Here is a 24,773-nt window from a genome sequence, read left to right as displayed (position 1 = left end):
CTCACACCACCTTCGACGGGAGCAGCGTGTTGTAGAGCTGGGTGAGCACGATATTGGAGGCGAACAGCATCAGCGCCGAGCTCACCACCGCCGAGTTCACCGCATTGGCCACCCCGCCCGGACCGCCGTGCGCGTGCAAGCCGATATCGCAGGCGATGACCGCGGTCAGCAACCCGAAGATGGCGGCCTTGAGAATCGCGATCACCAGATCGTTGGCGACCGCGAAGGAGGCGAACGAGCCGATGAACGAACCCGGCGTCCCCGACTGCGCGTAGACGTTGAACAGGTAAGCCGTAGCGAAGCCGACGAAGACGATGAACCCGCACAGCAGCATGCTCACCAGCACCGCCGCCGCGATCCGCGGGGCGACCAGCCGGCGGACCGGATCCACGCCCATCACCATCATGGCGTCGATCTCCTCCCGGATGGTCCGGGAACCCAGATCGGCGGTAATGGCCGACCCGACCGCACCCGCGATCATCAGCGAGGTGACCAGCGGCGCGCCCTGGCGGATGATGCCGAGCCCGGCCACCGCGCCGATGAAGGTCGTCGCGCCGACCTGATTCACCAACGCGCCCACCTGAATCGAGACCACGACCGCGATCGGAATGGCCACCAGCACCGTCGGCGCGGCCGAGACGCTCGTCATGAACGCGCACTGCTTGATGAATTCCCGATAGGGGAAGCGCCGCCGCAGGATCGAGACGACCAGTTGCCGCAGCGCGTCACGACCCAGATCGACCTGCCGGCCCAGGGTTTCCAGCGAGCGTTGCGGATGCCTCCGCCACAGGCCGCGCAGGCTCTGCCCGATCCGATCCAGCTCGGACGGATCCGGCTCCGCTGTGGCCGAGGGCTTTTCGAGTGTCGTCATCACGCCGTCCCCACCAGATAGTGCTGCAGCGCGAACAGGCCGATCCCGACCGCCGCGAGTCCCGCGACCACACCGCACAGCACGGCCACCCACAGGCCCACGCGCAGTACGGGATTGACCTTCATTCGCCCACCGAGGATCTTGATGCCGATCACCAGGATGTCGATGAGCCAGACCAGCGCCATCATCTAGGTCATGCACACATTCGAGAAGGTGAGCACCGGCCAGCACACGATGGCTCCCAGGAACGAGATGATCACATCGATGCCGTGCAGCTGCTTCAGATGCGAGGTGTGCGTGAGGGTCCACACCACCCCCACCAGTCCGTAGGGAATGCCGAGAATGATCAGGGTTCCGAGGAACTCGGACACCTTCATCTCGTAGCTGAGTATGCGATCCAAGCGTTTCAGCATGCCGCGAACGTCCTTTCGGTCCCTGTCCGTGCCTCTGTGCACGAACGGCCGCAGCGACGTATGTTACTCATCATTCTTCGCTTTGGAAGCGGTTCCGGAGATCTTATTTTCGACCTATAATGGTGCATTATCGACGGAGACGGCCGACTCTGGTCGTGTGCGCTGCACCTAAGTTAGTATCCGTTCATCGTGATATTCACCCGGAAGGGGAACCCATGACACTCGCGGCAGTGCCGCCGTCCGGCGAGCCGGCCCTCACCCTCGAACAGACCCGCATCCACATCCCCGGCGTGCATCGGCCCGATGGCAAGCGGGCGCCGAAACTCGAAGACGCCCTGGACTTCTGGCAGTTCTCCGGCGCGGCGGCCAATGTCGCCATGCAGATGGCGCGGCCCGGCGTCGGGCACGGCGTGGCCGACAGCAAGGTCGAATCCGGGGCGCTCATGGTGCATCCGTGGAAACGGTTGCGCACCACCGCCTCCTACCTCGCAGTCGCCATCCTGGGCACGGCGGAGGAGAAGATCGCCATGCGCGAGGCGATCAATGTGGCGCATCGGCAGGTGAAGTCCGAACCCGGAGCGGCGGTGCGCTACAACGCCTTCGACCGCAACCTGCAGATGTGGGTGGCCGCCTGCCTCTACATCGGGTTCGAGGACTCCTACCAGCTGCTCAACGGGAAGATGAGTCCCGAACAGGCCGAGGCGTTCTATTCCACGTCGGCGCCGCTGGGCACCACCCTGCAGGTCACCGATGAGATGTGGCCGTCCACGCGAGCCGAGTTCGACGAATACTGGGTGGTGGCCTGCGAACAGGTGGCCGCCGACGACAAGATCCGCGCCTTCATCGACGACCTACTGCACCTGCGCATGATCCACTGGTATTTGCGCGTCCTGTTCGGCGGTCTGCTGCGCTTCCTCACCGTCGGCTATCTGCCGCCCTACTTCCGTGAACAGCTCGGCGTCGACTGGACCGCCGCCGATCAACGCCGCTTCGAACACCTCTTCCTGTTCGTCGGCTTCGTGAATCGCTTCATCCCCAAGTTCATTCGCACCATGGGCACGCGCACCATGATGTCGAACGTGCGCCACCGGCTGAAGCGGCACAAGGAACTGATCTAGATCAGCCTCGGCGCGAGATGAACATCAGGTACTCGCAGGGGGTGTTCGTTCGGTTGTCGAAACCGTGGTCCAGGTCGGCCAGGAAGAACATCGAGTCCCCGGCGTCCAAGGTCTCGGTGATGCCGCCGATCACCACGGTGACGGTACCTTTCAGCACCACGACCTGCTTTTCCGTACCCGGCGGAAGTGCGGGCAGCAGGCCCATGGAGACCTGCGCGGGGAGGTAGTGGGCGACCATCTCGGCGCCGCCCGCGCCCGGGGCCGCCGACACCAGGTGTCGCTCGAAACCGGTTTCCGGGTCACGGAATACGGGACGCTCGCTCTTGCGCAGCACAACGGCGACACTTGAGTCGGCGGCCGCGGGTCCGCCGATCAGGTCCGACAGCGACACCTCGAGCGCGTGCGCGATCTTGGACGCGACACCGATCGTCGGGCTCTTCTCGCCGCGTTCGACCTTCGACAGCATTGCCCGGCTGACCGCCGACTGTGTCGAAAGCTGTTCGAGCGTAAGGCCCGCCTCCTCGCGGCGTCGCCGCACATTCGTGCCGAACGCGCCCGCGTCTTGCTCGATCACCGTGCTCCTCGATCGATGGGTAACTCGCTGCCCGAGTGTACGTTTCTCCTAAAGAAGATACAGTCTTCTATCGGAGACGCGTGATATGCGCGCCCGAAACGATGGAGGATCCATGCGTTTGATCTCGAGTGGCAAGCACCACGCCACCTTCGAATTCGGTGAGCTGCAAGTGATCTCGCTGCGAGACGGGTACATCGACATGCCGCCGACGCGGCTGCGCGACGAGCAGGGACGTGTGCTGCCGGTGGTGCCGGTCGCCGTGCCGCTGGTCGGCGGCAATCTGCGGCTGGCGGTCAACGCCTTCTACGTCACCGACGGCACCCGGTCGGTGCTCATCGACACCGGCGCGTCCGACAACTGGCACGACCCGACCATGGGATTGATCTACGAGGCGCTCGAGGAGGCGGGCGTCGATCGCGGGCAGATCACCGATGCGGCCATCACCCACCGGCACGAAGACCATGTCAGCGGACTGATCGCACCGGACGGGTCCGAGGCGTTCGGCAAACTCGAGCGCGTCTGGATCGGCGCGGGCGACGCCTCGGTGTTCACCGGTCGACTCGAGTCCCTGCGTGACCGGGTCGTCCCGGTCTCGGAGCCGGTCGCGATCAACGACTGGACCACCGCGATCCCGGCACCGGGCCACACCCCCGGCCACACCGTCTACGAAATCCGCAGCAGCGGTGGGCATCTGATCGTCTGGGGTGACACCGTGCACGTTCCCACCCTGCAGTTCGAGCAGCCGAAGGTGTCGTGGGAGTTCGACGGCGACCAGTCGCAGGCCCGCGCCGCGCGCGCGACTCTGCTCGAACAGCTGTCCCGCCCACACCATTTCGTCGCCGGTGCCCATCTGGACTCACCCGGGATCGCCCGGGTGACCCCGTCGGGCACCGGCTACGCACTGGAGTACCTGGCACCGTCGATCGGCTGATCGATGCCCGATCACTCGATGCGCGTCCACCGCTCGACCACGCCCCGCATGGTGCGGGACGAGGTGTCGAGTAGGTGGGCGACCTCGGCGATTTCGGTGCTGACGTCACGCAGGGCGGCGGTGCCGACGGGGCAGTCGGTGCCGAAATGGCGGGCGTAGAGCTTGCGCAGGGTCTGGTCTGCCTCGTCGGAAATGCGGTGCAGATCCAGCCAGTACGGGGGCATGGCCTCCGGGGAGCGGACCCGGGCGATGCCCTGCGCGGTACTCCACGCCGCGTCGGCGGCCAGTCGGATCAGGTGCAATAGTTCGTCGGGAAATACGGTGAGGCAGTGGATCTCGATCATTCGCCCCACCGATTCGAGATGATCGACGGCGTAGTCGATGCGGCTGCCCGCCCGGTAAAGCTCGGTGCGGTCGGGGACGGCGAACTGTTCGGCCACCAGCAGCCGTACCAGCTGTTCGGTGAGTTGATGGCTGACCCGTTCGAAGGCCGAGAGTCGAACGCGCACGGCGCGCGGATCCGCACCCTCGAGGCGGATCTCCTCGAGGGTGCGAGCCGCGGCGACGAGATTGTTTGCGGCGGAGGTGAAATAGAGTTCCACCGCGGGACCCGGTCGCGGCCCGCGCAGCTGCTCGATGCTCATGCGGTGTGCGGCTGGGACAGGTCGTAGACGGTGGTACCGCCGACGGTTTCCGCGGTGAAGTTCGCCTTGACCCAAGCGGTGATCTTGGAGCCGCTGGAATCATTGCCGCCGAAACCCATACCGCCGGCGACGAAGTAGCGGACCTGGCCGCTGGCGACGTAGTACTGGAACTGCGCGAGGGTTGGGGAGTCGTCGCCACCGGTGAATCCACCGATCGCCATGACCGACTTGCCGGAATTCAAGGCCAGTGTCGCGGAAGTACCCGCACCGACGCTCGCGGCCGCCCAACGGTCGTTGGTCTGCTTCAGGAGCGAGACGAGTTCGGTGTTGCTCGCCGACGAGGTCGAACCGTGCTCGCCCCCTGGGGCGTCATCGGCCGCGTCGCCCGTAATCCCCTCGGGCACTTGGCTGGACGTACCGCTCGGCGGAGTGGACGGGCTGGAGCCGCCGCCCGAGCCGGGGCCGCCGCTGGGCATGCCGCCGCCTGGGCCGAAGCTCTGGCTGGTCGGGCCGGAGGTGGGATTGCCGCCGCTGTGCGCCTGGGTCGCGGTCGCGACCGCCCATGCGCTCGCGCCGCCGAGTCCGAAGAGCGCGCCCGCCAGCGCGAGCGTGACCGCGTAGCGGCGTGACTGCCGGGTACCGGCGATCACGGCCAGCGCCACCAGGATCGACCCGACCAGCACGGCCCAACGCAGCCAGGGCAGCCAATCCGGGGTGCGGTCCAGCAGGACGAACGACCACACGCCGGTACCCGCCGCCATCACGGCCAAGGTCAGGCGGGCGGCCGGACGGGTTTTGCGCGACCACAATTCACGCACGCCGAGTGCGACGAGTGCGCCGATTGCCGGGGCCAGGGCCACGGTGTAGTAGGGGTGCACGGTGCCGCTCATGTAGGAGAACGTCAATCCGGTGATCAGCAGCCAACCGCCCCAGAGCACGAAGGCGGCGCGGGTCGGGTCGGTGCGCGGTGCACGACGGGTCAGCCACAGCCCGGCGACCAGACCGATCAACGCGGCCGGGAGCAGCCACGAGATCTCGGCACCCATCTGCGCGTTGAAAAGGCGTGTGATGCCGGAGGTTCCGCTGAATCCGGCGAAGCCGTGCATGCCCTCGGGTGCGTCGACGCCGCTCGGGGCGCTGCCGCCCATATTGCCGTTCCCGCCGAAGATGCGGCCGAGGCCGTTGTACCCGACCGCCAGCTGCCACAGACTGTTGTCCGTCGAGCCACCGATGTACGGCCTCGAGTCTGCGGGCCACAGCTCCACCAGGGCGATGAACCACCCGGCCGATGCCACGACCGCGACCATGGCCAGGGCCAAGGCGGAGATTCGCTGCCGCAGTGGACCGTTCGCCGCGATCAGGAACGCGAGACCGAGCCCCGGCAGGATCAGGAACGCCTGCATCATCTTGGTGAGGAAGCCGAACCCGACTGCCACCCCGGCCAACACCAGCCACCCGGTCGACGCGGACCACACCCGATCACCCGTGGCCTGGATGGCCCGCACCGTGCAATAGGCGGCCGCGACGAGCAGCAGCACCAGCAGTGCGTCCGGATTGTCGAACCGGAAGATCAACACTGCCACCGGCGTCAGCGCCGCGACGGCCCCGGCCAGCAGTCCGGCCCCCGGCCCGCTCAACCGCCGCACCGTGGCCGCCAGCAGCCCCACCGACGCGACACCCATCAGCGCCTGCGGCAACAGGATCGACCACTGGTTGAACCCGAAGACCTTGCCGGACAACCCCATCACCCACAGCGCCGCAGGCGGCTTGTCGACAGTGATCGCATTGCCGGCGTCGAGTGACCCGAACAGCAACGCCTTCCAGCTCTGCGACCCGGCCTGCGCGGCCGCCGAGTAATACTCGTTGGCCCACCCGGAGCTGCTGAGATCCCACACGTACAACATTGCCGTGAGTGCGAGCAGCGCAAGCAGTCCCGGCCGCGCCCAGCGCGGTTGGTCCGCCGACCCGAACAGCACCCGGTCCCTGGTGGTCCGGCGGTCGCCGGTGTCCTCGGCGGGTCGTCGGTGCGCGCCGGTCACCTCCGGCCGTGGCACAGTCGATGTCATCACGTCGTCCTTCCTCCACCGCGCCCGATCGTCCGGTGCGGTCATCGAAGGCGATCCTGGCCGCCACGCCTCGGGGGAATGTCGTGCGAACCTGTGAGCCCGCTGGCAATGCTGACACGCCACCATGGCGGGCGGTTCTCGAGTTCACCAGAGGTTGGCCGCCTACTGTCGGCGCGACGGGCGGTGCGTCGAAGGGAGATATCGCCAGGTGACGGGGAAAAGGTTGCGGCGGCTGCGGCGATGGACTTTGCGGACGCGGTTGCTGGTGACCGTGGTCGCGGTCACGGCCATCGGATTGACGGCATTCGGCTTGTTGAGCACTTCGATGCTGGCGCGCTCCGAGCTGGCGCGCATCGATGCACAGCTCAACGGTTCGGCCGCCGATGTGTCGACGTCGAATCATCCACCGCCGCCGCCGAAACCGGACAACGAGGTGTCGGGGCTGCCGTCGACGTTCCAGATTCTGTTCTTCGATACCGCGGGTACGCAGGTCGGGCGGATCGGTGTGGGGAACACGACCATCGATCTGCCTCCCATGGATGGCGCTTCGGTTGCGGCGCGCGGTAGCCGGATCTTCGAGGTCGGGGAGATCGGCGGCAGTTCGCGATGGCGGGTGCGGACCGTCGTGCAACCCGCCACCGAGGTGCAGCCGCAGGGCGGGACGGCCGCGGTCGTGATGCCGTTGGACGGGTACTACGCGACCGCGCGGGAACTGCGCACGATCGAGATCGCGGCGGGCGTGGCATTGCTGCTCGTGCTGGCCGGGGTCGCGGCGTGGCTGGTGCGCGTGGGGCTGATCCCGCTCTCGCGGATCGAGCACACCGCCGAGGCCATCACCGCGGGGGACCTGGATCGGCGGGTGCCCGACGCCGATGAACACACCGAGGTCGGGCGGTTGGGGACGGCGTTCAATGTGATGCTCGGGCGGCTGTCCACCAGCATGCGGCAGTTGGAGGAATCCGAGTCGCGCATGCGGCTTTTCGTCGCGGACGCCTCCCATGAGTTGCGCACGCCGCTGACCTCGATTCGCGGGTACGCCGAGCTGTACCGGCTCGGCGGTGGGACCGATCCGGGGCAGGTCGCGACCATGATGCGGCGGATCGAGGACGAGGCCGCGCGGATGGGGGTGCTGGTGGACGATCTGCTGCTGCTGGCCCGGCTCGACGAGCAGCGCCCGCTGGACCTGGCCGAGGTCGACGTGGCCACCCTCGCCGACGAGGTGGTCCTCGACGCTCTGGTGCGGCAGCCGGAACGCGTTGTACGACTTGATCTTCCGGACGAGCCGGTGCGGGTGGTGGGCGACGCCAACCGGCTGCGGCAGGTGCTGACGAACCTGGTCGGCAACGGCCTCGTGCACACCTCCGCCGCCACCGAGATCGACGTACGGGTCGCGGCCGGGCGGGTGCCGCCCGATACGCGGGTGGTGGCCACGGCCGGGGTGGAGTTGCCTGTGGGCGGTCCCGCCGTGCTGGTCGAAGTATCCGACAACGGCCCGGGGATTCCCCTGGCCAAGGCCCAGCACGTCTTCGACCGGTTCTATCGCGTCGATGAATCCCGGTCGCGAGCGGGCGGTTCCGGACTGGGGCTGGCGATCGTGGCGGCCGTTCTCACCGCGCACGGCGCGCGCATCCAACTGCTCACCGCCCCGTGTGTCGGGACGACTTTCCGGATCGTCTTTCCGGTCGGCAGCGCGGATCATTCACAGGAACCGCCCAGCTGACACCGAGGTTGCGCCGTGGTCGCCGAAACCAGGATGTTCGGTATGGGCAATCAACGGTCGAGCGTGTTCGCGCGCCTAGGGTGGCTGTCGTGACCGATCGCATCGCGGCGGACGCGGCGACCGTGCTGGTGGTCGACGACGAGCCCAACATTCTGGACCTGCTGTGCTCGGCGCTGCGGCTGAGCGGATTCGACGTCACCGGGGCCGACAGCGGACGCGCCGCGCTCGAGGCCGCGACCCGCCGCCCGCCGGATGTCATCGTGCTCGACGTGATGCTGCCCGATCTGGACGGCTTCACCGTCGCACGGCGATTGCGAGCCCAGGGCAGCGAGGTTCCGGTGCTGTTCCTCACCGCGCGCGACGCCGTCGAGGACCGGATCGCGGGACTCAGTGCGGGCGGCGACGACTACGTGAGCAAGCCGTTCAGCCTCGAGGAGGTCGTACTGCGCCTGCACGCGATCCTGCGCCGCACCAAGCCCAGCGAGGACGACGGCCCGCAACGACTGCGGTTCGCCGACCTCGAACTCGACGCGGCCACCCACACCGTCTACCGCTCCGGTGCGCAGATCTGGTTGTCGGCCACCGAGTTCAAGCTGCTGTACTATCTGATGGTCAACGCGGGCAAGGTGGTCAGCAAGCGGCAGATCCTCGACCGGGTGTGGCAGGCCGAGGAGGGCCGCGCCGACCGGGTCGTGGAGACCTTCGTCAGCCAGTTGCGGCGCAAGGTCGACACCGGCCACGCGCCGCTGATCCACACCGTGCGCGGCGTCGGCTACACCCTCCGCGAATCCGCCTGAGCCGCCCGGCCGATCGCCGAACTGTCCAGGAACCCGTTGTTGTAGTCGATATTCCGGGTGTCGCCCAGCTCCGCGTCGGGCGTGAAGCGCACGGTGTCGGTGCGATCCCACACTTCCATTCCGGCCATGGCGGATTGGCAGTCGCGAATGCAGCGGCGCACGCCGTTACGAATTCTCGGCGGCAGATGCAAGGCGTCCATCTCGGCGGTAATGGATTGTGCGGCGGCCTGACAATCGGCGATTCTGACATCGATCAGACGGCGCACCTCCGCCACCGACTCCGACAAATCCATTCCCCGATGATCTCGGAGCGTGGTCACCATATTGATGGTGTCCTCGGCATCGTATTCGACTGCCAGAGAATGCAGATCATTGGTCCAGCACATAATATCGGCGGTCGTGGCGATGATCTCCTGATAAGAAGGACCGAAGTAAAGCGCATCGGGCAGTTCGGTGTGTTCGATGATTTCCGCCAGATCGACCGTCGGCAATACCGTGGAAGCGTCGCGGCGTAGTCGCGGATATTCCTCGGGACTCGGGGAGCGACCCGCCTGACGGAACGAATTCTCGCGGGCATGGCCGATGAGCCACAACTCGAGATTCAATTCGAAACGGCGTTGCCAGGCAGCGGAATTGCGAGGGAAGGTCCGCGTGCAGAGATTGGACAGCGCCGCGATGACCGGTGGCACCGGTCCGGAGCAGCCACGTTCGTGCACGACCTGCAGCGCGGTGTGGCGCAGCCGGTCGTAGTCCTCGGGCCGGCCGGTGGTGATCGCCTGGTTCTGTAAATCATCGAAAATAAAGAATACGGTGATCCATTCGGCGACCAGGAGCATGTCGGCGAAAGACGCGGTGGGACACCAGTATGCGGAGAAGCGCGCATATCCGAGAGAGTCGAACCGGCGGGCCGCGGCGTCGTCGGCGAGTAATCCGAAACGAGTTGCCCAGATCTGAACTCTTTCCTGTGCTCGATCGCTCATGGAATGCCGCTGCGGGGCGAACGGAAGGGGGATCTCCAGTTGCCGCAGATCGTGTTCATTCATTTGGTAACACTCGGGTTCACTCGGCCGGAGGCGGAATCTCTCCACCGCCAGGATAACCGACAATTAGGACGGATATTACCGGATTCGCAAGATCTGCAGCGCGGCAAGCTATTTGGCTTTGCAGGGCGGCGGTCACACGCCTGGTGGCGGGGTATCGTGAAGGAGTTCCCGTCTCGTCCGCAACCCCTGCGAGCATCCGTGAACGAGGAATCGATCGGCGCGCTGCGCAGGCGTGCCCTGATGTCGTTGTGGCAGTTGATCAGGCTGGTCGACGAGGATCCCGACGGCATGCTGACCGGGTCGGCCTATGCCACCGCCGGGGTGCTCGGGCGGCTCTGGCAAACCCCTCGGCTACTGCCCGATTCGCTGGCGCGGCTGGGGCTGAACGCCTTGGCGCGCAGCCAGAATCGCGACGGCAGCTGGGGGAGTCCGCATGCGCCGCGTGGGTATCGGGTGGTGCCGACGCTGGCGGTGGTGTGCGCCCTGCGGGAGCTGCCGCACGACGCGCCGATCGATCGGGACCGGGCGTGGACCGCGGCGCGGCGCGGGACGGAGTTCCTGTTCTCGGATCCGGAAGTCTTTGTGCCGGACCGACTGCCCAGTCTGGAGGCGGTCGACTGCACGGTGCCGATGCTGCTGGAACGACTCCTCACCCAGCCGGATTTCGACGGCGCACGCTACGGAATCGCGGCGAGCCGGGCCCGAAACGCCCAGCGGGGCAATGTCGACGGGTGCGCGCGGCGACACGCGCGGGCGGTGGCCGGCCGGCGGGTGGAATGGCGGACGTTCCCGCTGGAGCTGTTGGACTCACCGCCGCTGGGCTGGCGCGCCGAGGATCAGCTGCACGCGGGGTCGATCTGGTGCGCACCGGCGCTGACCGCCAGCGCGATTCGCTGGCACGGCGGCGAATTGGACGGCGCGCAGCGCTATCTGCGCCGCGAGGCCGTCCGCCACCACGGGTTGTGGCCGATGCTGGCGCCCGTGACCAACTTCGAACGGGCTGTGGCGGCAGCGCTTTTCGTGCGTCTCGGGTTTCCGCTGCCGCCCGGATTCGTCGCGTCGCTGAGTGCCTCGCTGCGATCGGCCCTGGGCACAGAGGGGATGGCCTTCGCACCCGGACTGCCGCCGGATGCCGATGACACGGCACTCGCGGTCTTCGTACTGAACTCCTGGGATGATCCCGTGGATCCCCGCTGCCTGCTGCGTTTTCCGAGCCCGGCGGCACCCGGGGTGCTGCAGGCGGCGCATGTCCTGGAGGCGTGGACGACCGTCCCGCGAGCGGTGGCATGGCATCGGGAGCGCGAATCCGCCACTGTGCGTGCGCTGGTGGAAGCGCAGCGCTCGGACGGCCACTGGGACGACCGGTCGGTCGCTTCCCCATATCCGCCGACCGCCGCCGCGGCGATGGCGCTGGTCCGGGCCCTCGAAGTCGAGTTCTCCGCCGACGCCCTGCTCGCCGTCTCGCGCGCACTCGCGTGGCTGCTCGCCACCCAGCGACGTGACGGTTCCTGGGGCATCTGGCATTCCACCACCGAGGAGACCGCGTGCGCGGTGCACGCGCTGGGCAGTTGCACGAATCCCGCGGCGGAGCGGGTGGTGGCCGCCGCGTTGCGGCGGGCACACATTTTTCTTGCCGATTCCTTCGACAGTGCGGTGACCGATTCCGTGCGAACTCCACTGTGGCACTACAAAGATCTGGGATCGCCGCTCCGAATCGAGCGTCTGTATACATTGACAGCGCTGCTGATGAGCGGTTCGCCCGTTCCGTGAGGTCACGGTCGTGGCCTTCACCGCGAACCGAATAGAGATCTCACGCGAAACGTGGTTGCTGAACGATATGTGGTGGGAAGATTACCCGCGTGGAGCAAGCCGTATTCGGCGCTGTCGAGATCTCATCGTCCTCGACCCTTTCGCCACGTCAGGCGTTCGAGCAGTGGGAAGCCCTGATGTCGGACGCGGTCGCCCCGACGGTGATCGAGCCATTGCGCCAAGGTCACTGGCACGGTCAAATCACCACCACCCAATTCGATGGATTCGCGGTGTCGCGCATGCAGGCCAGCGCGCAACGGGCATTGCGGACAAAGAAGATGGTGGCGCAGTCGACCGGTGAGTTCCTGCTGGTGAATATCGTGCTGGAAGGGACGAATTGGACAGAGCAGGGTGGGCAGGTGGCCGAATGCAAGCCCGGCACCATCACCTTCTTCGACAGCGGCCTGCCGCTCGAGAGCCGCACCACCGACAATTGCCTGTCCACGCTGGTGCGGGCCCCGTTGCAACTGGTGCTCGAACACTCCGGGCTCACCCGTGAGCAGTTGCCCACCGCGACGTCCGTTCCCACCACCGGCGCGCTCGGCGTGGTCACCAATTTCTTTCGTGGCCTAGCCGATCTCGGACCCGATGACCTGGCGCGGGCCGTCACAGTCTTCGGCACCGACGCCGCCGGCATGATGGCCTCCGCGCTCCTGCTGGCCACCGGCGAATCCTCGCCCGCCCCCACCGATTCGCTCTACACCCGCCAGCAGGTGCTGGCCTACATCCGCAAGAACTTCACCAACCCCGACCTCACCGTCGACGAGATCGCCCACGCCTGCCTCATCTCCCGCCGCACCCTCTACCGAGTCTGCGAAGGCTTCGGCGAACCCGGCGCCATCGTCCGCCGCACCCGCATCGCCCACGCCCGCCGCCTCATCCGAGCCGACACCTCCCGCTCCCTCGCCGCCGTAGCCGCAGCCTCCGGCTTCGCCACCGACCGCCACTTCTACCGCGCCTTCCGCGAAGAAACCGGCGTCACCCCCGGCCAATTCCGAGACCAACTCGGCCCCCGCCCCCGAACCCGCTGACCCGCACCAAGATCAGGGAGTTGTCAGCGCGGAGATTTGTCCGAATCCCCGCGGTGGCGACTCCCTGATCTTGATGAAAGGGTGGAGGGCTACGCGGAGAGGGGTATTGCGGTGGCGGAACGGCCGGAGTGGGCGCGGCAGGTTGGGGCCGGGGTGCGGTTCGAGTGGGGGTTGACGGGGGCTCGGGTGCTGGGGCCCGAGTGTGCGGCGATCGTGGTGGTGGATGTGTTGTCGTTCACCACGGCGGTGTCGGTGGCGATCGATGCGGGGACACGGGTGTTTCCCTATCCCGCAAGGGATCACACGGCGGGGGAGTTCGCGCTCGCGCAGGACGCTCGGCTGGCCGTCGGGCGTAGGGCCGTGACCGCCGAGCATCCCTGGTCGCTGTCACCCGCGGCCTTGCGGAGTGCGCCCGTGCCCGAGCGGCTGGTGCTGCCCTCGCCGAACGGGTCGGCGATCGCGGCGGCGGTGGGTGGGGTGCCGGTCATTGCGGCTTGCCTGCGCAATGCGACCGCGGTGGGGCAGTGGATTGTGAAGCAGGGGTGGGGGACTGCGGAACGGCCGGTGGGAGTGATTGCGGCGGGGGAACATTGGCCGGGGCGTGAGGTATTGCGGCCCGCGATCGAGGATCTGCTCGGGGCGGCGGCCGTCATCGACGCGATGGTCGCGCAGGGTGTGGGTCCGCTGTCGGCCGAAGCGCGGAGTGCGCGCAACGCCTACCTCGGTGAGCGGGATGTGGCCGCGACCGTCACCGACTGTGCGTCCGGGCGCGAACTCGCCGCGATCGGGTTCGGCGCCGATGTCGCCGCCGCCGTCGAGATCGACTCGAGCAGCTCGGTTCCGGTTCTCGCCGACGGTGCCTTCGCCGATGCGACGGCTTAGGTAGCTGGGTGTTGCCCACGGCTGTTTAGGATGGTCTGCATGCTGGAGGTCAGACAGCTGAAGATTTTCCGGGCGGTAGCGCGGACGGGTTCGTATTCCGCCGCCGCCCGGCATCTCGGCTATACGCAACCCGCGATCAGTCAGCAGATCAAGGCCATGGAGCGGCAGCTCGGGACCGGGCTCATCACGCGGTCGGGGCATCAGTTGCAGCTCACCGAGGCCGGAGAGGCATTGTGTCGGCATGCGGCGACCGTGCTCGGCAGCCTCGACGCGGCCGAGGCGGAGATTCGGGCGCTGACCGAATTGCGGGCGGGGAAGGTGCGGCTGGCGGCGTTCCCCAGCGCGTGCTCGCTGCTGGTGCCCAAGACCATCGCCCGCAGCCAGGCCGCCGAACCCAATCTCAAGATCGCGTTGATCGAGGCCGAACCGCCGGAGGCGGTGGTCATGCTCAAGTCCGGGGAATGCGAGATCGCGCTCGTCTTCGACTATCCGGACGGCCGGGTACCCGACAGCGAAAGCTCTTGTGACGCAGGCAGTCCGGACCTGTCCGAACTGAGCGTGCGGCCCCTGTTCATCGACCGGTTGCGGGTGCTGCTGCCGCCCGGGCACCGGCTGGCCGGTACCGCGCGGACCACTCCGCTGCAGCTGTCGGAACTGGCGGGGGAGAAGTGGATCGCCGGATGTCCGCAGTGCCGCGGACACCTCATCGATGTGTGCGCCGAGGCCGGATTCCACCCCGACATCGCCTTCGCCACCGAGAACCTCGGCGCGGTCGTAGGGCTGGTCGCCGAGGGACTGGGCGTCGCGTTGGCCACCGAGCTCGCCTTGTCAGGGGTCCCGGCCATCGGCTCGGTGCGTTCGGTCCCGGTCGAGCCCGCCATGACCCGGCGCATCCTCGCCGTCACCCTGCCCAAGCTCGAGACCGTGCCCGCGGTGCGCGCGGTCATCGACGAATTGCAGGCGACGGCACCGCTCGTGGAGAGCGCCGTCACAGCGTGAATTCCGGTGTCGCCTGGAACACCTGATTTCGGGGCCGACCATTATCGGAAGTTTCACCCCCTATTACTAATGGTTGGGATTTATTCGCCCAGGTCAGTGCCTAAAAACGATTTGCTCGACTAGCGTCGAAGGAGAAATCAGGAACCGACGAAGAGGTTGGAGCCATGGCACAGGCAATCGGATCGAGAACGTCGCAAGCCGTCGTCGCGGACGATGCTCCGCCGGGTGGCTGCTGGCGCGCCGCCGTCTCCGCCGCAGGGCCGGTCATGCTCGGATACCTGCCTGTCTCTTTCGCTTTCGGCGTACTGGCCCCCACCTTCGGCGTCCCGGCCTGGGCCGCGATCGCCATGTCGGCCTTCGTCTTCGCCGGCTCCTCACAATTCGCGGCACTCGGCCCGCTATCGACCGGCATTTCGCCGATGTCCATTGTTTTCACCACTTTCCTGGTGAATTTGCGGCACGCGCTGTACTCGCTCACCGAGGCCCCGAACCTGGCCGGCTGGAGTCGCCACGACAAGATGGGTTTCGCCTGGCAGCTCACCGATGAGGCGTTCGCGGTGCATTCCACCGAATTCGCCAAACGGCATCGCTCGGCCACCGAATGCCGCATCTTCAATTTCCTCATCCACTTCGCCTGGGCCGGTTCCACCGCGCTGGGCTGCGTGGCCGCCGAACTGATCCCCGACAGCAAGGCACTGGGCCTGGACTTCGCGCAGACCGCGATGTTCCTGGCACTGCTGGTGATGATGGTCAAGGGCAGCCGCGAAGTGAAGGTCGCGCTGCTGGCCGGTGTGCTGGCCGTCGCCCTCACCGCCGCCGGACTGCCGCTGTGGGCCGTCGTGGTGCCGACCGTCGTCGGGGCCACCGCCGGACTGCTGCTCGAGCGCCGCGCCGCCGCGGATACCGCCCCGGCCACTGCCGAAGAGAGCCTGTCATGAGCACCACCACCCTGCTCGTCGTCCTGGTCGGCATGACCGCCGTCACCTACGGAATCCGTTCCCTGCCACTGCTGCTCGCCGATCGCTTCACCATCTCGGAATCGGTGCTGCACTGGATGGCCTACATTCCGCCGGCCGTGCTCGCCGCGTTGATCGCGCCGTCGGTGTTCGTCCCGGACACCGCATCCCACGCCCTGAACCTGGATGTGGCCAACCCCCTGCTGCTCTCCGCCCTGCCGACGCTGCTGGTCGCGTGGCGGACCAAGAACATGTACGCCACCGTCGGCACCGGTGTCGTCGTCCTAGCCCTGCTCCGGCTTGCCGGTCTGTAAGCAACCAGCCTCGCGGCCTGTAACCGGGCCTCTACCAAAGGAATTGTGATGACCACCGTTACCCCCGGCACCACCACCGTCGAGGAAACCGACATCAACCGCTACGACATCGACTACCGCACCTGGCTGCGCGAGTCCGTGCGCAAGGTGCAGGCCGACGGCAACCGTTCCGCCGACACCCACCTGCTCACCATCCCGCTGCCCACCGAATGGGGCATCGACCTCTACCTCAAGGACGAATCCACCCATCCCACCGGCAGTCTCAAGCATCGGCTGGCGCGCTCGCTGTTCCTGTACGCGCTGTGCAACGGGTGGATGCGGCCGGGCGCACCGGTGATCGAGGCGTCCAGCGGTTCGACCGCGGTGTCGGAGGCGTACTTCGCCAAGCTGATCGGGGTCCCGTTCATCGCCGTGATGGCGCGCTCCACGGTGCGCTCGAAGATCGATCTCATCGAATTCCACGGCGGCACCTGCCATCTGGTCGACAACCCGGGTGAGGTGTACGAGGTCGCCGCGCGGTTGGCCGAGGAGACCGGCGGGCACTACATGGACCAGTTCACCTACGCCGAACGCGCCACCGACTGGCGGGGCAACAACAATATCGCCGAGTCGATCTTCCGCCAGCTCGAGCAGGAGCGGTACCCGGAGCCGAGCTGGATCGTCGCCACCGCGGGCACCGGCGGCACCTCGGCCACCTTGGCCCGCTACGTCCACTACACCCAGCGCGACACCGGCATCTGCGTCGCCGACCCGGAGAACTCCACCTTCCTCGAAGGCTGGCGCACCCTGGACCGGAATGTCACCTCCGACAAGGGTTCCCGCATCGAAGGCATCGGCCGCCAGCGCGTCGAACCCAGTTTCATGCCGCACGCCATCGACCGCATGATGCGCGTCCCCGACGCCGCCAGCGTCGCCACCGTCCACCTGCTCGAGCGCCTGCTCGGCCGCCGCTGCGGCGGCTCCACCGGCACCGGCGTCTGGGCATCCTTCCAGGTCATCTCCGACATGCTCGCCCGCGGCGAAAAGGGCAGCGTAGTAACGCTTCTCTGTGACCCGGGCGAACGCTACCTCGACAAGTACTACTCCGAGACCTGGCTGATCGAGCAGGGCATCGTGACCGCCCCCTACACCGGCCGTCTCGAGCATTTCCTGCTGACAGGCAACCTCTCCGCCTGATCCGCACGTTATGAGAATCACTGCGGCGCAGCCACTCCCGATGCTGGGAGTGGTTGCGGTGGCGTCGATCGAGAGTGATGATGGCGTGGGGATCGCGGACGCGATCCCGTGAATACGGCAACCGAACCGATTGCCGCTCTGGGGGGAGATGAAATGATCACCGGACTTGTGCTCGTAGTCATGATGGCCGCACTCGCGGCGTTGACATGGCGGACAGTCTCCGCCGCCAAAACCGAACAGCCACAACAGTCGAACCACGAAGATGCCGCCGCAACCACTCCGCACACCTGGGTATGGAGCTGGATTCGCTGATCGCGGATGTTGCGGACTGCGTTCTAGGGGGTGAGGGGTTTGCGGCGGGGGATTATGCGGCGGTGGGTGATGCGCCAGCCGCCGGGGGTGCGTTGGACGGTGTCGTCGTAGGTGACGCTGCCGGTGGTGCCGTCGAGGTTGACTGCCAAGCCCTTGGACAGTGCGCGGGCGGTGTCGGGGGTGGTGGGGGAGATGACGATATTGGTGACGTGGTGGGCCAGGGGGTTGCGGTCGCCGAGTTGGAGAGCCATGTCGCGCAGGGCGTTCAGGCCCGTGACCACTCCTGCGTTGTAGGCGGTGAGGTCGTAGCGGACGTCGTCGGTGAAGACCTCGGTGAAGCGGTCGAAGTCGCCGCTGTCGCTGAGATGACCGTGCAGGGCCAGCAGTTCGTGAATGGCCAGCCGGTCGGCCGGGGAGATCGACATGGGTAACATCGTGCACCGAGGTCGGCGGCGGTGCGGGGTGAGGGTGGGATGGGCTGCAGCAGAGGAATGTTCGGCTCGATGGCGTTGGCGCTCGGGCTGGTACTGACCGGGTGTGGATCCGGGGCCCCGAGCGGCCCGGTGTCCGCGACACCCTCGGCGACGGAATCGGTTCCGGTCTCCGATTTCGGTGATCCGCGCTCGCCGGGAACCTACGTATTCACCACGGCCGATGGGAAGTTCCGGTGCATGCTGGTGACCAGTGCGCATCAGGCCGCCGAGGTCACCTGCGGGCCCGATCCGCAGAACGGTGGGGCGTTTCCCGCTGATCTGCCCGCGGTGATCGACCGCGATCCTGGCCGGACGCGGACTGTCACACCGAATCTCATCGATCTGCTTGCCGGTGAGCCGCCCGCTCTGCTGCACAGCAGGCTGTCACCGGTGCTCGATGTGAACGCGACGTTCGGGGTGCTGCCCTATGGCAAGACCCTCAGCGCGGGCACTCTCAGCTGCGATGTCGACGAGCACACCGGTGTCGGCTGCCGCGACGAGAGCGGCCACAGCTTCCGGATCTCCTCCGACGCCGCCACTTTGCAGCCCACCGGCCCGATGCCGACCGAGATTGTCATCGACGGCCTCGGGATCAGCGCGCAGGGCGCACTCACCTACCGAGACACGACGCCCGACAGCCCGAACCTATCGGCACCCTTGGCCGCGGAAGCAACCATCATGTCGATCGGCGCGGGCCCGATGTGCCAACAGCCCGCCGATCACCTTGTCGTCCTCCCCAACGGCCATGCCGACGAGCCCTGCACCGTCGACCGCATGCGTACCGCCCCCGGATTGAGCACCGCCCTCGCGACGCTCCGCCTGATCGACGGCCGCGTGGTCGCGCTCTGGGAGCTCCACCGGGGCTGAGGGTCCCTTCGCGGGCGGTGCGGGCCGTCTGGGCATGCCGATCTACCCGGCTGGTTGGGGCCGGAGTGGCGGCTGGGCAGTGACTTTCGGCCGTGCCGGAGCTCGCGTGTGCACGGCATGCTCTAGAGCACCGATCGGGACAGTCGAGTACCAGCGCCCCCTGGGAAGGAGGTGGTCGAGGGAACGGAAGCGACCCATACGGTGACCCATGCCCCCGCCGGAGCACCCCCGAAAGTGCTGAGACACCCGCCGGCGGGGGCATTCGCGTGATGCTCAGGGCAGTGGCACGGTCCAATGCACGTGCGTCCCACCGGATTCGCCGACATCGATGCCGAAGGCGCCGCCCCGTCGCCGCGCCCGGACCTCCAGATTCGCCAATCCGCTGCGCCGCGCCGCGTTCTGATCCAGGCCCACACCGTTGTCGGTGACCTCGACGCTCACATCGTCGGCCACGGTCAGCGCGATGGTGATGGTGTCGGCCCCGGCATGGCGCACCACATTGCTGAGCGACTCGACCAGCACCGCCTCCACATCCTCGGCCAGCGCCAGCGGCAGCACCGACAGCGGGCCGGAGACGTGAACGGTGGTGCGCAGCTTGGTTTCCGCGGTCATCTCCGCGACCAGATCGTGCAGGCTCTGATGCAACGGGGCCTGGCCGATGGACCGGCCGTGCAGGTCGAAAATGGACTGCCGGATGTCCTGCACGATGGACTGCAGGTCATCGAGGCTCTCGTGCAGGCGATCCCGGATCTCCTGCGACCGGATGCGTTGCGCGGTGCCCTGCAGCACCAGCCCGGTCGCGAAGAGCCGCTGGATCACCCGGTCGTGCAGATTGCGGGCGATGCGGTCGCGTTCGGAGAGCACATCCAGTTCACGCATGCGGGACTGGTTGTCGGCCAGCCGCAATGCCAGCGCCGCCTGACCCGCGAAGACCGTCATCATGGCGATGGCGGACGCGTCGAAATCCGGTTCCCCCGGCGACCGCAGCACCCCGAGCACACCGAGCATGGAGCGCCGCGCCCGCAGCGGCAGCAACAGCACCGGCCCGAATTCGGTGTGCAACTCCGGGAACGGGTTGTGCGCCAAGCCCTCGGTGACCATGCAGTCCGCGGTGCGGAAGACGGTGCCGGTGTGCGACCCGTCGATGGGGATGCGGCGCGCGAGCAGCGCGGGAGCGGGCACGCCCGCGCCGGCGGCGATGATCAGTTCGGTGACCGCGTCGTCGGCGAGCTCCAGATCCTCGGGCAGGGCGACGAACGTGCACACCGAATCCGTCAGGGCCAGAGCGCGATCGGCGATCAGTTCGATCACCTCCGTCGGATCGCCGCCACCGAGCAGCTCGGTGGCGACATCGCGAATCGACTCCAGCCAGAGCTGCCGCAACTGTGATTGCGCGTAGAGCCGGGAATTCGCCACCGCGATACCGGCCGCGGCGGCCAGCGCACGCACCACGACCTCGTCGTCCTCGGTGAACTCGAGGCCGTTCACCTTCTCGGTGAGGTAGAGGCTGCCGAACACCTCGTCGCGCACCTTGACCGGCACACCCAGGAAGCTGTGCATCGGCGGATGATGGTCGGGGAAGCCGATCGAGGCGGGATGATTGGAAAGATCCTTGAGCCGCAACGGTTTCGGTTCCTCGATGAGCAGCCCCAGCACCCCGCAACCGTGCGGCAGATCGCCGATCAGCACCCGGGTGCGCTCGTCGATGCCCTCGTACACGAACTGCGAGAGATTGTCGCCGCTGTTGCGGGTCTCGCGCACGCCCAGCGCACCGTAGCGGGCGTCGACGAGTTCGATGGCGGTGTGCACGATGGTCCGCAGCGTCTCATCGAGATCCAGCCCGGAGGTGATGACCAGCATGGCGTCGATGAGCCGGTCCATCCGGTTGTGCACATCGGCGACCTGCACGATGCGCTCCTGCACCTCCGCGAGGAGTTCGCGCAGCCGCCACTGTGACAGTGCCTCCACCATCGGAGTTCTGTCACCGGTACTGGGCATCGAACCGCCCGACATGCGGCAGATTCTTCCACCCCGGCGAATTCGCGCGCGACCGAAGCGCAAACATCCCGCGCAGTTCGTCAGGGCAGTTGCAGCGCCGCCGCGGTGAGCCGCCAAAGGCGTTCGGCGGCAAGCTCGACGGGCGGTAGTGGCTCGGTGCGCAATTGCTGGGCGATGCCGTGGCGCAGACCGCCGATGACGAACGCGCCCGCACTGTCGGCATCGAGATCGGCGGGGATCTCGCCGGTGGCCTGGCCGCGACGGATATTGGTGGCCGCCGCGTCGGCGAGGTTGCGGATGTAGTTGGCCTGGATCTCGCTGAGACCGGGATCGGGGGCGGCGCGGTCGAGCAACAGCGTGGAGAGCGGATGCGCGAAGTGGAAGGCCACGAAACTGTGGGTGCGGGCCCGTTCACGGGTGGCCCAGTCGCCGTCGGCGGGAACGCGATCGTCAGCGATGGACTCGCTCAGACCTTCGTAGAAGTCGTCCCAGATCGCGGCCAGCAGACCGATTTTGGACCCGAAATGGTGGTAGAGCGCGCCCGTGCTCAGACCCGTGCGGCGGGTCAGGGCGCTGAGCTCGAGGATCCCGTTCGCGTGGACCAGTTCGTCGCGGGTCGCGTCGAGAAGTTGTTGACGTCCGATCGGTGCGCGTGCCACAGTCGCAGGATAACAGAACTCAGTTATGTTAAAGGAGACGGCATGAGCGGGAAAGTGACGTCGCTGCGCGACCTCGACGGCGATCTGGCGGGCACCTATCAGCGCACCGCGAGCAGCGGCGCGGAGGTGGACGCGGCGGTCGCCGAGGCGGATCTGGCCGCGGTGGCGCGCGACGGATACGTGATCCTGCCGGACCTGCTCTCGCCGGCCGAACTGGACGAGATCCGCGAGAGCGTCGCGCCGCTGCTGGAACTCAAGGGCCGCAACAACTTCGAGGGCCACTCGACACAGCGCATCTACAGCGTGCTGAACAAGACCCGCGCGTGTGACCGGATCGCCGATCATCCCCGGGTACTTGCCCTACTGGATCGGCTGTTCCTGCCGAACTATCTGCTCTCGATGCTGCAGGTGATCAATATCCTGCCCGGCGAGCAGGCGCAGATGCTGCACACCGACGACGGCTTCTATCCGCTGCCGCGTCCGCGAAAGGGGTTGGGGGCGGCCACCATCTGGGCCATCGACGACTTCACCGCGGAGAACGGGGCGACCGATATCATTCCCGGCAGCCACCTCTGGGGCGATCGCCTGCCCGATGGCGAGACCAGGGAACCGGTCGTAATGCGTGCCGGTAGCTGCGTATTCTTTGTCGGAACTCTGTGGCACGGTGGCGGCGCGAATCGGTCGGAGAATTCGCGGCTGGCGCTCACCGCCCAATATTGCGAACCGTGGCTGCGCCCGCAGGAAGCGTTCACGCTCTCGATGACTCGCGATACGGTCCGCGCTGTCTCGGAGGATATTCGCCGGATGCTGGGCTACAGCATTCACCCGCCGTTTATCGGCCAGGTCGACGGTATGCATCCGAAACGGCTGCTGGAACCGGGCGCACAGTCGCTGTAGTGCTCAGTTGGCGAGTTCCTGGGCGAGTTCGAAGGCGGCCTTCATGTCCGGCGCGTAACCGATGCGCCAGGCCAGCCGGTCGACCGGTGACACCGAGACCTTGTAGCGGCCCTCGACTCGTTCGTATTTGACGATCGCCCGCTCGCTGAGTGGTGCATGATTCTTCATGACTTCCTCTCTGGACCCTGTCTATGAGCGTCCGAGACCACTTGACAGATATTCGAATCACAAAGCGGGCAGCTGCTTGCTATCTGTTAACTGTATGAAATGGGAAGTCAGGTAGATACGGGCAATTGTCCCATTTTCTGACCGGAAAACGCCGACGGGCGCGCGGCCGAAGCCGCGCGCCCGTGGACGTGGATCGAAAGTCGGATCAGCCGTTGCGACGGCGGCGCGGCGACGCCGCACCGGAGCGCGAGAACCCGGCGAGACCGCCGGTGCTCCCGGCAGCGGCCGCAGCACCACCGCGGCCACCCTGTCGCGCGGCACCGGTGCTGCCACCTTCGGCGCGCTGGCGGGCCCGCGGATTGCCGTTGCCCTCCGCACGCGCCGGACGACCGTTCGCGGAATCGGCTGCGCCACGCGCCTGCTGCCGTCCGCCGCTACGCGCCCCGGCGAACGACTGATCGTGGTCGGCGCGACCACCGCGCGGCTCGGACTTGGCCCCGCGCCGGGCGCCCGTGGCCGGACGCCCACTCGGGCGACCGCCCGTCGGGTCCTCGGCATACCGGGCGTGGGGACGACCGGCAGTGCCGGTGTCGCCCGCCTCACGCGCCGGGCGGCCACGACGACGGCCACGCGGAGCGCCCGTGCCCTCGTCGCGGCGGCCGCCACCCGAACGTCGTTCGGACCGCTCCGAATTCGCGGCGGGGGCCGCGGCCCGCTCCGAGAACGCGACGAGCGGGGCAATGTCCCCGACGAGCTCGGCGACCACGGGGGAGTTCGCGGTCACCCGCTGCGGCGTGACGTCGATCTTGGCCTTGCGCATGAGCGCGGCCAGGTCGCCACGCTGATCCGGCATCACCAGGGTGATGACGTCACCGGCATTCCCGGCGCGCGCGGTGCGGCCCGAGCGGTGCAGGTAGGCCTTGTGCTCGGCGGGCGGATCCACGTGCACGACCAGCTCGACGCCGTCGACGTGCACGCCACGCGCCGCCACATCGGTGGCGACCAGAACCTTGGCGTCACCGGCGGCGAAGGTCGCGAGGTTGCGGTCACGGGCGGGCTGCGACAGATTGCCGTGCAGGTCGACGGCCGGGATTCCGGCGACGGAGAGCTGCTTGGCCAGCTTGCGGGCCTGATGCTTGGTGCGGGTGAACAGGATTCGGCGTTCGGTGCCCGACGCCAGCTGCTGCACGACCAGCCGCTTGGTCTCGGCGCTGGACACCTCGAACACATGGTGGGTCATGGCGGCGACCGGCGAATTGGCCTCGTCGACAGAGTGTTTCACCGCGTCCGGCAGGAACCGGTTGACCAGCTTGTTGACCCCGTTGTCGAGGGTCGCCGAGAACAGCAGGCGCTGACCGGTTTCGGGGGTGGCGGCCAGGATGCGGGTCACGCCGGGCAGGAAGCCGAGGTCGGCCATGTGGTCGGCCTCGTCGATGATGGTGATCTCGACGGCGTCGAGCTTGATCAGACCCTGCTTCATGAGGTCTTCGAGGCGGCCCGGGCAGGCGATCACGATATCGACGCCACGCTTCTGCGCCTGCACCTGACGATGCTGGGAGACGCCGCCGAAGATGGTGGTCACGGTCATCCGGTAGGCGGCGGCCAGGGGTTCCATGGCGGCCGCGATCTGGGTGGCGAGCTCACGGGTGGGGGCCAGCACCAGGCCTCGCGGCCGGTGCGGCATGGGACGGCCGGCGTCCTTGCCGAGCCGATCGACCATGGGGATGGAGAAGGCGAGGGTCTTGCCGCTGCCGGTCTTGCCGCGGCCGAGCACATTCCGGCCCTGCAGCGAATCGGGCAGGGTGTCGGCCTGGATCGGGAAGGGTTCGGTGATTCCGGCCTCGGTGAGCGCGCGCACCAGGGGTGCGCGGACGCCGAGCGCGGCAAAGGAAGTCTGGGGGTTGTTCATCGGTGTTGCGGTGCCTTTCGGGCATCGGGTTGCCCGAGCCGTGCTGCGGAACGATGTCCGCGCCGGGGGCACTGGGGTGGCGAGATTGCCGATGGGCAAAATCGATCGCCGTAAGGAAAGCTTGCCGCGCAGTGGGGGCTGCTCAG

Annotated in this window: 26 protein-coding genes; 14 read left to right on the top strand and 12 right to left on the bottom strand. The window is 67.4% G+C overall.

Going from position 1 to position 24,773, the window contains the following annotated elements; translation table 11 throughout:
- Position 1: 1 nt before the first annotated feature.
- From ACFXHA_RS32670 to ACFXHA_RS32660, 3 genes are read right to left on the bottom strand one after another with little or no spacing between them, the layout of a single operon-like run.
- Entirely contained in the window at positions 2-871 is an 870-nt protein-coding gene (locus ACFXHA_RS32670; RefSeq protein WP_379362954.1) for an MlaE family ABC transporter permease, read from the bottom strand.
- Complete coding sequence (locus ACFXHA_RS32665) at positions 871-1,059, bottom strand: hypothetical protein (RefSeq protein WP_379362952.1); 189 nt, start codon at positions 1,057-1,059, stop codon at positions 871-873. Before ACFXHA_RS32665 ends, ACFXHA_RS32670 begins: the two co-directional genes overlap by 1 nt.
- A complete protein-coding gene (locus ACFXHA_RS32660) occupies positions 1,060-1,284 on the bottom strand; it encodes a hypothetical protein (RefSeq protein WP_379362950.1) in 225 nt (74 codons plus the stop codon).
- Between the two features lie 215 nt (positions 1,285-1,499).
- On the opposite strand from ACFXHA_RS32660, the gene ACFXHA_RS32655 reads away from it, so the two are divergent.
- Entirely contained in the window at positions 1,500-2,402 is a 903-nt protein-coding gene (locus tag ACFXHA_RS32655; protein ID WP_379362948.1) for an oxygenase MpaB family protein, read from the top strand.
- Position 2,403: 1 nt separating this feature from the next.
- On the opposite strand, the gene ACFXHA_RS32650 is transcribed toward ACFXHA_RS32655, so the two are convergent.
- A complete protein-coding gene (locus tag ACFXHA_RS32650; protein ID WP_379362946.1) occupies positions 2,404-2,976 on the bottom strand; it encodes a helix-turn-helix domain-containing protein in 573 nt (190 codons plus the stop codon).
- A gap of 112 nt (positions 2,977-3,088) precedes the next feature.
- Between ACFXHA_RS32650 and ACFXHA_RS32645 the strand changes: the two genes are divergently transcribed.
- The gene (locus ACFXHA_RS32645; protein ID WP_379362944.1) at positions 3,089-3,907 is read left to right on the top strand and encodes an MBL fold metallo-hydrolase; all 819 of its coding nucleotides are present in this window, start codon (positions 3,089-3,091) and stop codon (positions 3,905-3,907) included.
- 11 nt (positions 3,908-3,918) lie between these two features.
- On the opposite strand, the gene ACFXHA_RS32640 is transcribed toward ACFXHA_RS32645, so the two are convergent.
- Positions 3,919-4,551: a DUF47 domain-containing protein gene (locus ACFXHA_RS32640; protein WP_379362942.1), complete on the bottom strand. Its 633-nt coding sequence runs from the start codon at positions 4,549-4,551 to the stop codon at positions 3,919-3,921.
- Positions 4,548-6,617: a glycosyltransferase family 39 protein gene (locus tag ACFXHA_RS32635; RefSeq protein WP_379362940.1), complete on the bottom strand. Its 2,070-nt coding sequence runs from the start codon at positions 6,615-6,617 to the stop codon at positions 4,548-4,550. The genes ACFXHA_RS32640 and ACFXHA_RS32635 overlap by 4 nt, the downstream gene beginning before the upstream one ends.
- A 208-nt stretch (positions 6,618-6,825) precedes the next feature.
- On the opposite strand from ACFXHA_RS32635, the gene ACFXHA_RS32630 reads away from it, so the two are divergent.
- Positions 6,826-8,337: a sensor histidine kinase gene (locus ACFXHA_RS32630; RefSeq protein WP_379362938.1), complete on the top strand. Its 1,512-nt coding sequence runs from the start codon at positions 6,826-6,828 to the stop codon at positions 8,335-8,337.
- A gap of 89 nt (positions 8,338-8,426) precedes the next feature.
- A complete protein-coding gene (locus ACFXHA_RS32625; protein WP_379362936.1) occupies positions 8,427-9,134 on the top strand; it encodes a response regulator transcription factor in 708 nt (235 codons plus the stop codon).
- Here the strand turns inward: ACFXHA_RS32625 and ACFXHA_RS32620 are convergent.
- Positions 9,110-10,240, bottom strand: coding sequence for a hypothetical protein (locus tag ACFXHA_RS32620; protein WP_379362934.1), 1,131 nt, complete (start codon positions 10,238-10,240; stop codon positions 9,110-9,112). The two genes, ACFXHA_RS32625 and ACFXHA_RS32620, sit on opposite strands and share 25 nt — an antisense overlap.
- A 135-nt stretch (positions 10,241-10,375) precedes the next feature.
- Between ACFXHA_RS32620 and ACFXHA_RS32615 the strand changes: the two genes are divergently transcribed.
- The 8 genes from ACFXHA_RS32615 (at position 10,376) to ACFXHA_RS32580 (ending at position 17,656) form a co-directional block, all read left to right on the top strand.
- A complete protein-coding gene (locus ACFXHA_RS32615) occupies positions 10,376-11,947 on the top strand; it encodes a hypothetical protein (protein WP_379362932.1) in 1,572 nt (523 codons plus the stop codon).
- Positions 11,948-12,036: 89 nt separating this feature from the next.
- Positions 12,037-13,017 carry an AraC family transcriptional regulator gene (locus tag ACFXHA_RS32610; protein ID WP_379362930.1) on the top strand — a complete coding sequence of 327 codons (981 nt, stop codon included), beginning with the start codon at positions 12,037-12,039 and terminating at the stop codon, positions 13,015-13,017.
- 111 nt (positions 13,018-13,128) lie between these two features.
- Positions 13,129-13,899, top strand: coding sequence for a 2-phosphosulfolactate phosphatase (locus ACFXHA_RS32605; protein WP_379362928.1), 771 nt, complete (start codon positions 13,129-13,131; stop codon positions 13,897-13,899).
- A gap of 39 nt (positions 13,900-13,938) precedes the next feature.
- Complete coding sequence (locus tag ACFXHA_RS32600) at positions 13,939-14,898, top strand: LysR family transcriptional regulator (RefSeq protein WP_379362926.1); 960 nt, start codon at positions 13,939-13,941, stop codon at positions 14,896-14,898.
- 164 nt (positions 14,899-15,062) lie between these two features.
- Positions 15,063-15,836 (top strand): AzlC family ABC transporter permease, encoded by a 774-nt coding sequence (locus ACFXHA_RS32595; protein ID WP_379362924.1) that lies wholly within the window; start codon positions 15,063-15,065, stop codon positions 15,834-15,836.
- On the top strand, positions 15,833-16,168 hold the full coding sequence (locus tag ACFXHA_RS32590; RefSeq protein ID WP_379362922.1) for an AzlD domain-containing protein: 336 nt from the start codon (positions 15,833-15,835) through the stop codon (positions 16,166-16,168). The genes ACFXHA_RS32595 and ACFXHA_RS32590 overlap by 4 nt, the downstream gene beginning before the upstream one ends.
- A gap of 48 nt (positions 16,169-16,216) precedes the next feature.
- Entirely contained in the window at positions 16,217-17,344 is a 1,128-nt protein-coding gene (locus ACFXHA_RS32585; RefSeq protein ID WP_379362920.1) for a PLP-dependent cysteine synthase family protein, read from the top strand.
- A 153-nt stretch (positions 17,345-17,497) separates the two neighbouring features.
- Positions 17,498-17,656, top strand: coding sequence for a hypothetical protein (locus ACFXHA_RS32580; protein ID WP_379362918.1), 159 nt, complete (start codon positions 17,498-17,500; stop codon positions 17,654-17,656).
- A 23-nt stretch (positions 17,657-17,679) separates the two neighbouring features.
- Here the strand turns inward: ACFXHA_RS32580 and ACFXHA_RS32575 are convergent, their stop codons facing one another.
- The gene (locus ACFXHA_RS32575; RefSeq protein WP_379362917.1) at positions 17,680-18,081 is read right to left on the bottom strand and encodes a nuclear transport factor 2 family protein; all 402 of its coding nucleotides are present in this window, start codon (positions 18,079-18,081) and stop codon (positions 17,680-17,682) included.
- A gap of 78 nt (positions 18,082-18,159) precedes the next feature.
- Between ACFXHA_RS32575 and ACFXHA_RS32570 the strand changes: the two genes are divergently transcribed.
- On the top strand, positions 18,160-18,996 hold the full coding sequence (locus ACFXHA_RS32570) for a hypothetical protein (RefSeq protein WP_379362915.1): 837 nt from the start codon (positions 18,160-18,162) through the stop codon (positions 18,994-18,996).
- 273 nt (positions 18,997-19,269) lie between these two features.
- Here the strand turns inward: ACFXHA_RS32570 and ACFXHA_RS32565 are convergent, their stop codons facing one another.
- Both ACFXHA_RS32565 and ACFXHA_RS32560 read right to left on the bottom strand, forming a co-directional pair.
- On the bottom strand, positions 19,270-21,009 hold the full coding sequence (locus ACFXHA_RS32565) for a GAF domain-containing sensor histidine kinase (protein WP_379362913.1): 1,740 nt from the start codon (positions 21,007-21,009) through the stop codon (positions 19,270-19,272).
- Positions 21,010-21,074: 65 nt separating this feature from the next.
- Complete coding sequence (locus ACFXHA_RS32560) at positions 21,075-21,653, bottom strand: TetR/AcrR family transcriptional regulator (protein WP_379362911.1); 579 nt, start codon at positions 21,651-21,653, stop codon at positions 21,075-21,077.
- A gap of 42 nt (positions 21,654-21,695) precedes the next feature.
- On the opposite strand from ACFXHA_RS32560, the gene ACFXHA_RS32555 reads away from it, so the two are divergent.
- Positions 21,696-22,550 (top strand): phytanoyl-CoA dioxygenase family protein, encoded by an 855-nt coding sequence (locus ACFXHA_RS32555; RefSeq protein WP_379362909.1) that lies wholly within the window; start codon positions 21,696-21,698, stop codon positions 22,548-22,550.
- Positions 22,551-22,553: 3 nt separating this feature from the next.
- On the opposite strand, the gene ACFXHA_RS32550 is transcribed toward ACFXHA_RS32555, so the two are convergent.
- Both ACFXHA_RS32550 and ACFXHA_RS32545 read right to left on the bottom strand, forming a co-directional pair.
- On the bottom strand, positions 22,554-22,718 hold the full coding sequence (locus ACFXHA_RS32550) for a hypothetical protein (protein ID WP_379362907.1): 165 nt from the start codon (positions 22,716-22,718) through the stop codon (positions 22,554-22,556).
- Positions 22,719-22,923: 205 nt separating this feature from the next.
- A complete protein-coding gene (locus ACFXHA_RS32545) occupies positions 22,924-24,627 on the bottom strand; it encodes a DEAD/DEAH box helicase (protein ID WP_379362905.1) in 1,704 nt (567 codons plus the stop codon).
- Positions 24,628-24,773 lie beyond the last annotated feature (146 nt).

This window comes from Nocardia sp. NPDC059240 (assembly GCF_042753865.1).
Lineage (GTDB): Bacteria > Actinomycetota > Actinomycetes > Mycobacteriales > Mycobacteriaceae > Nocardia.
This window is presented reverse-complemented; position numbering and strand designations above follow the sequence as displayed.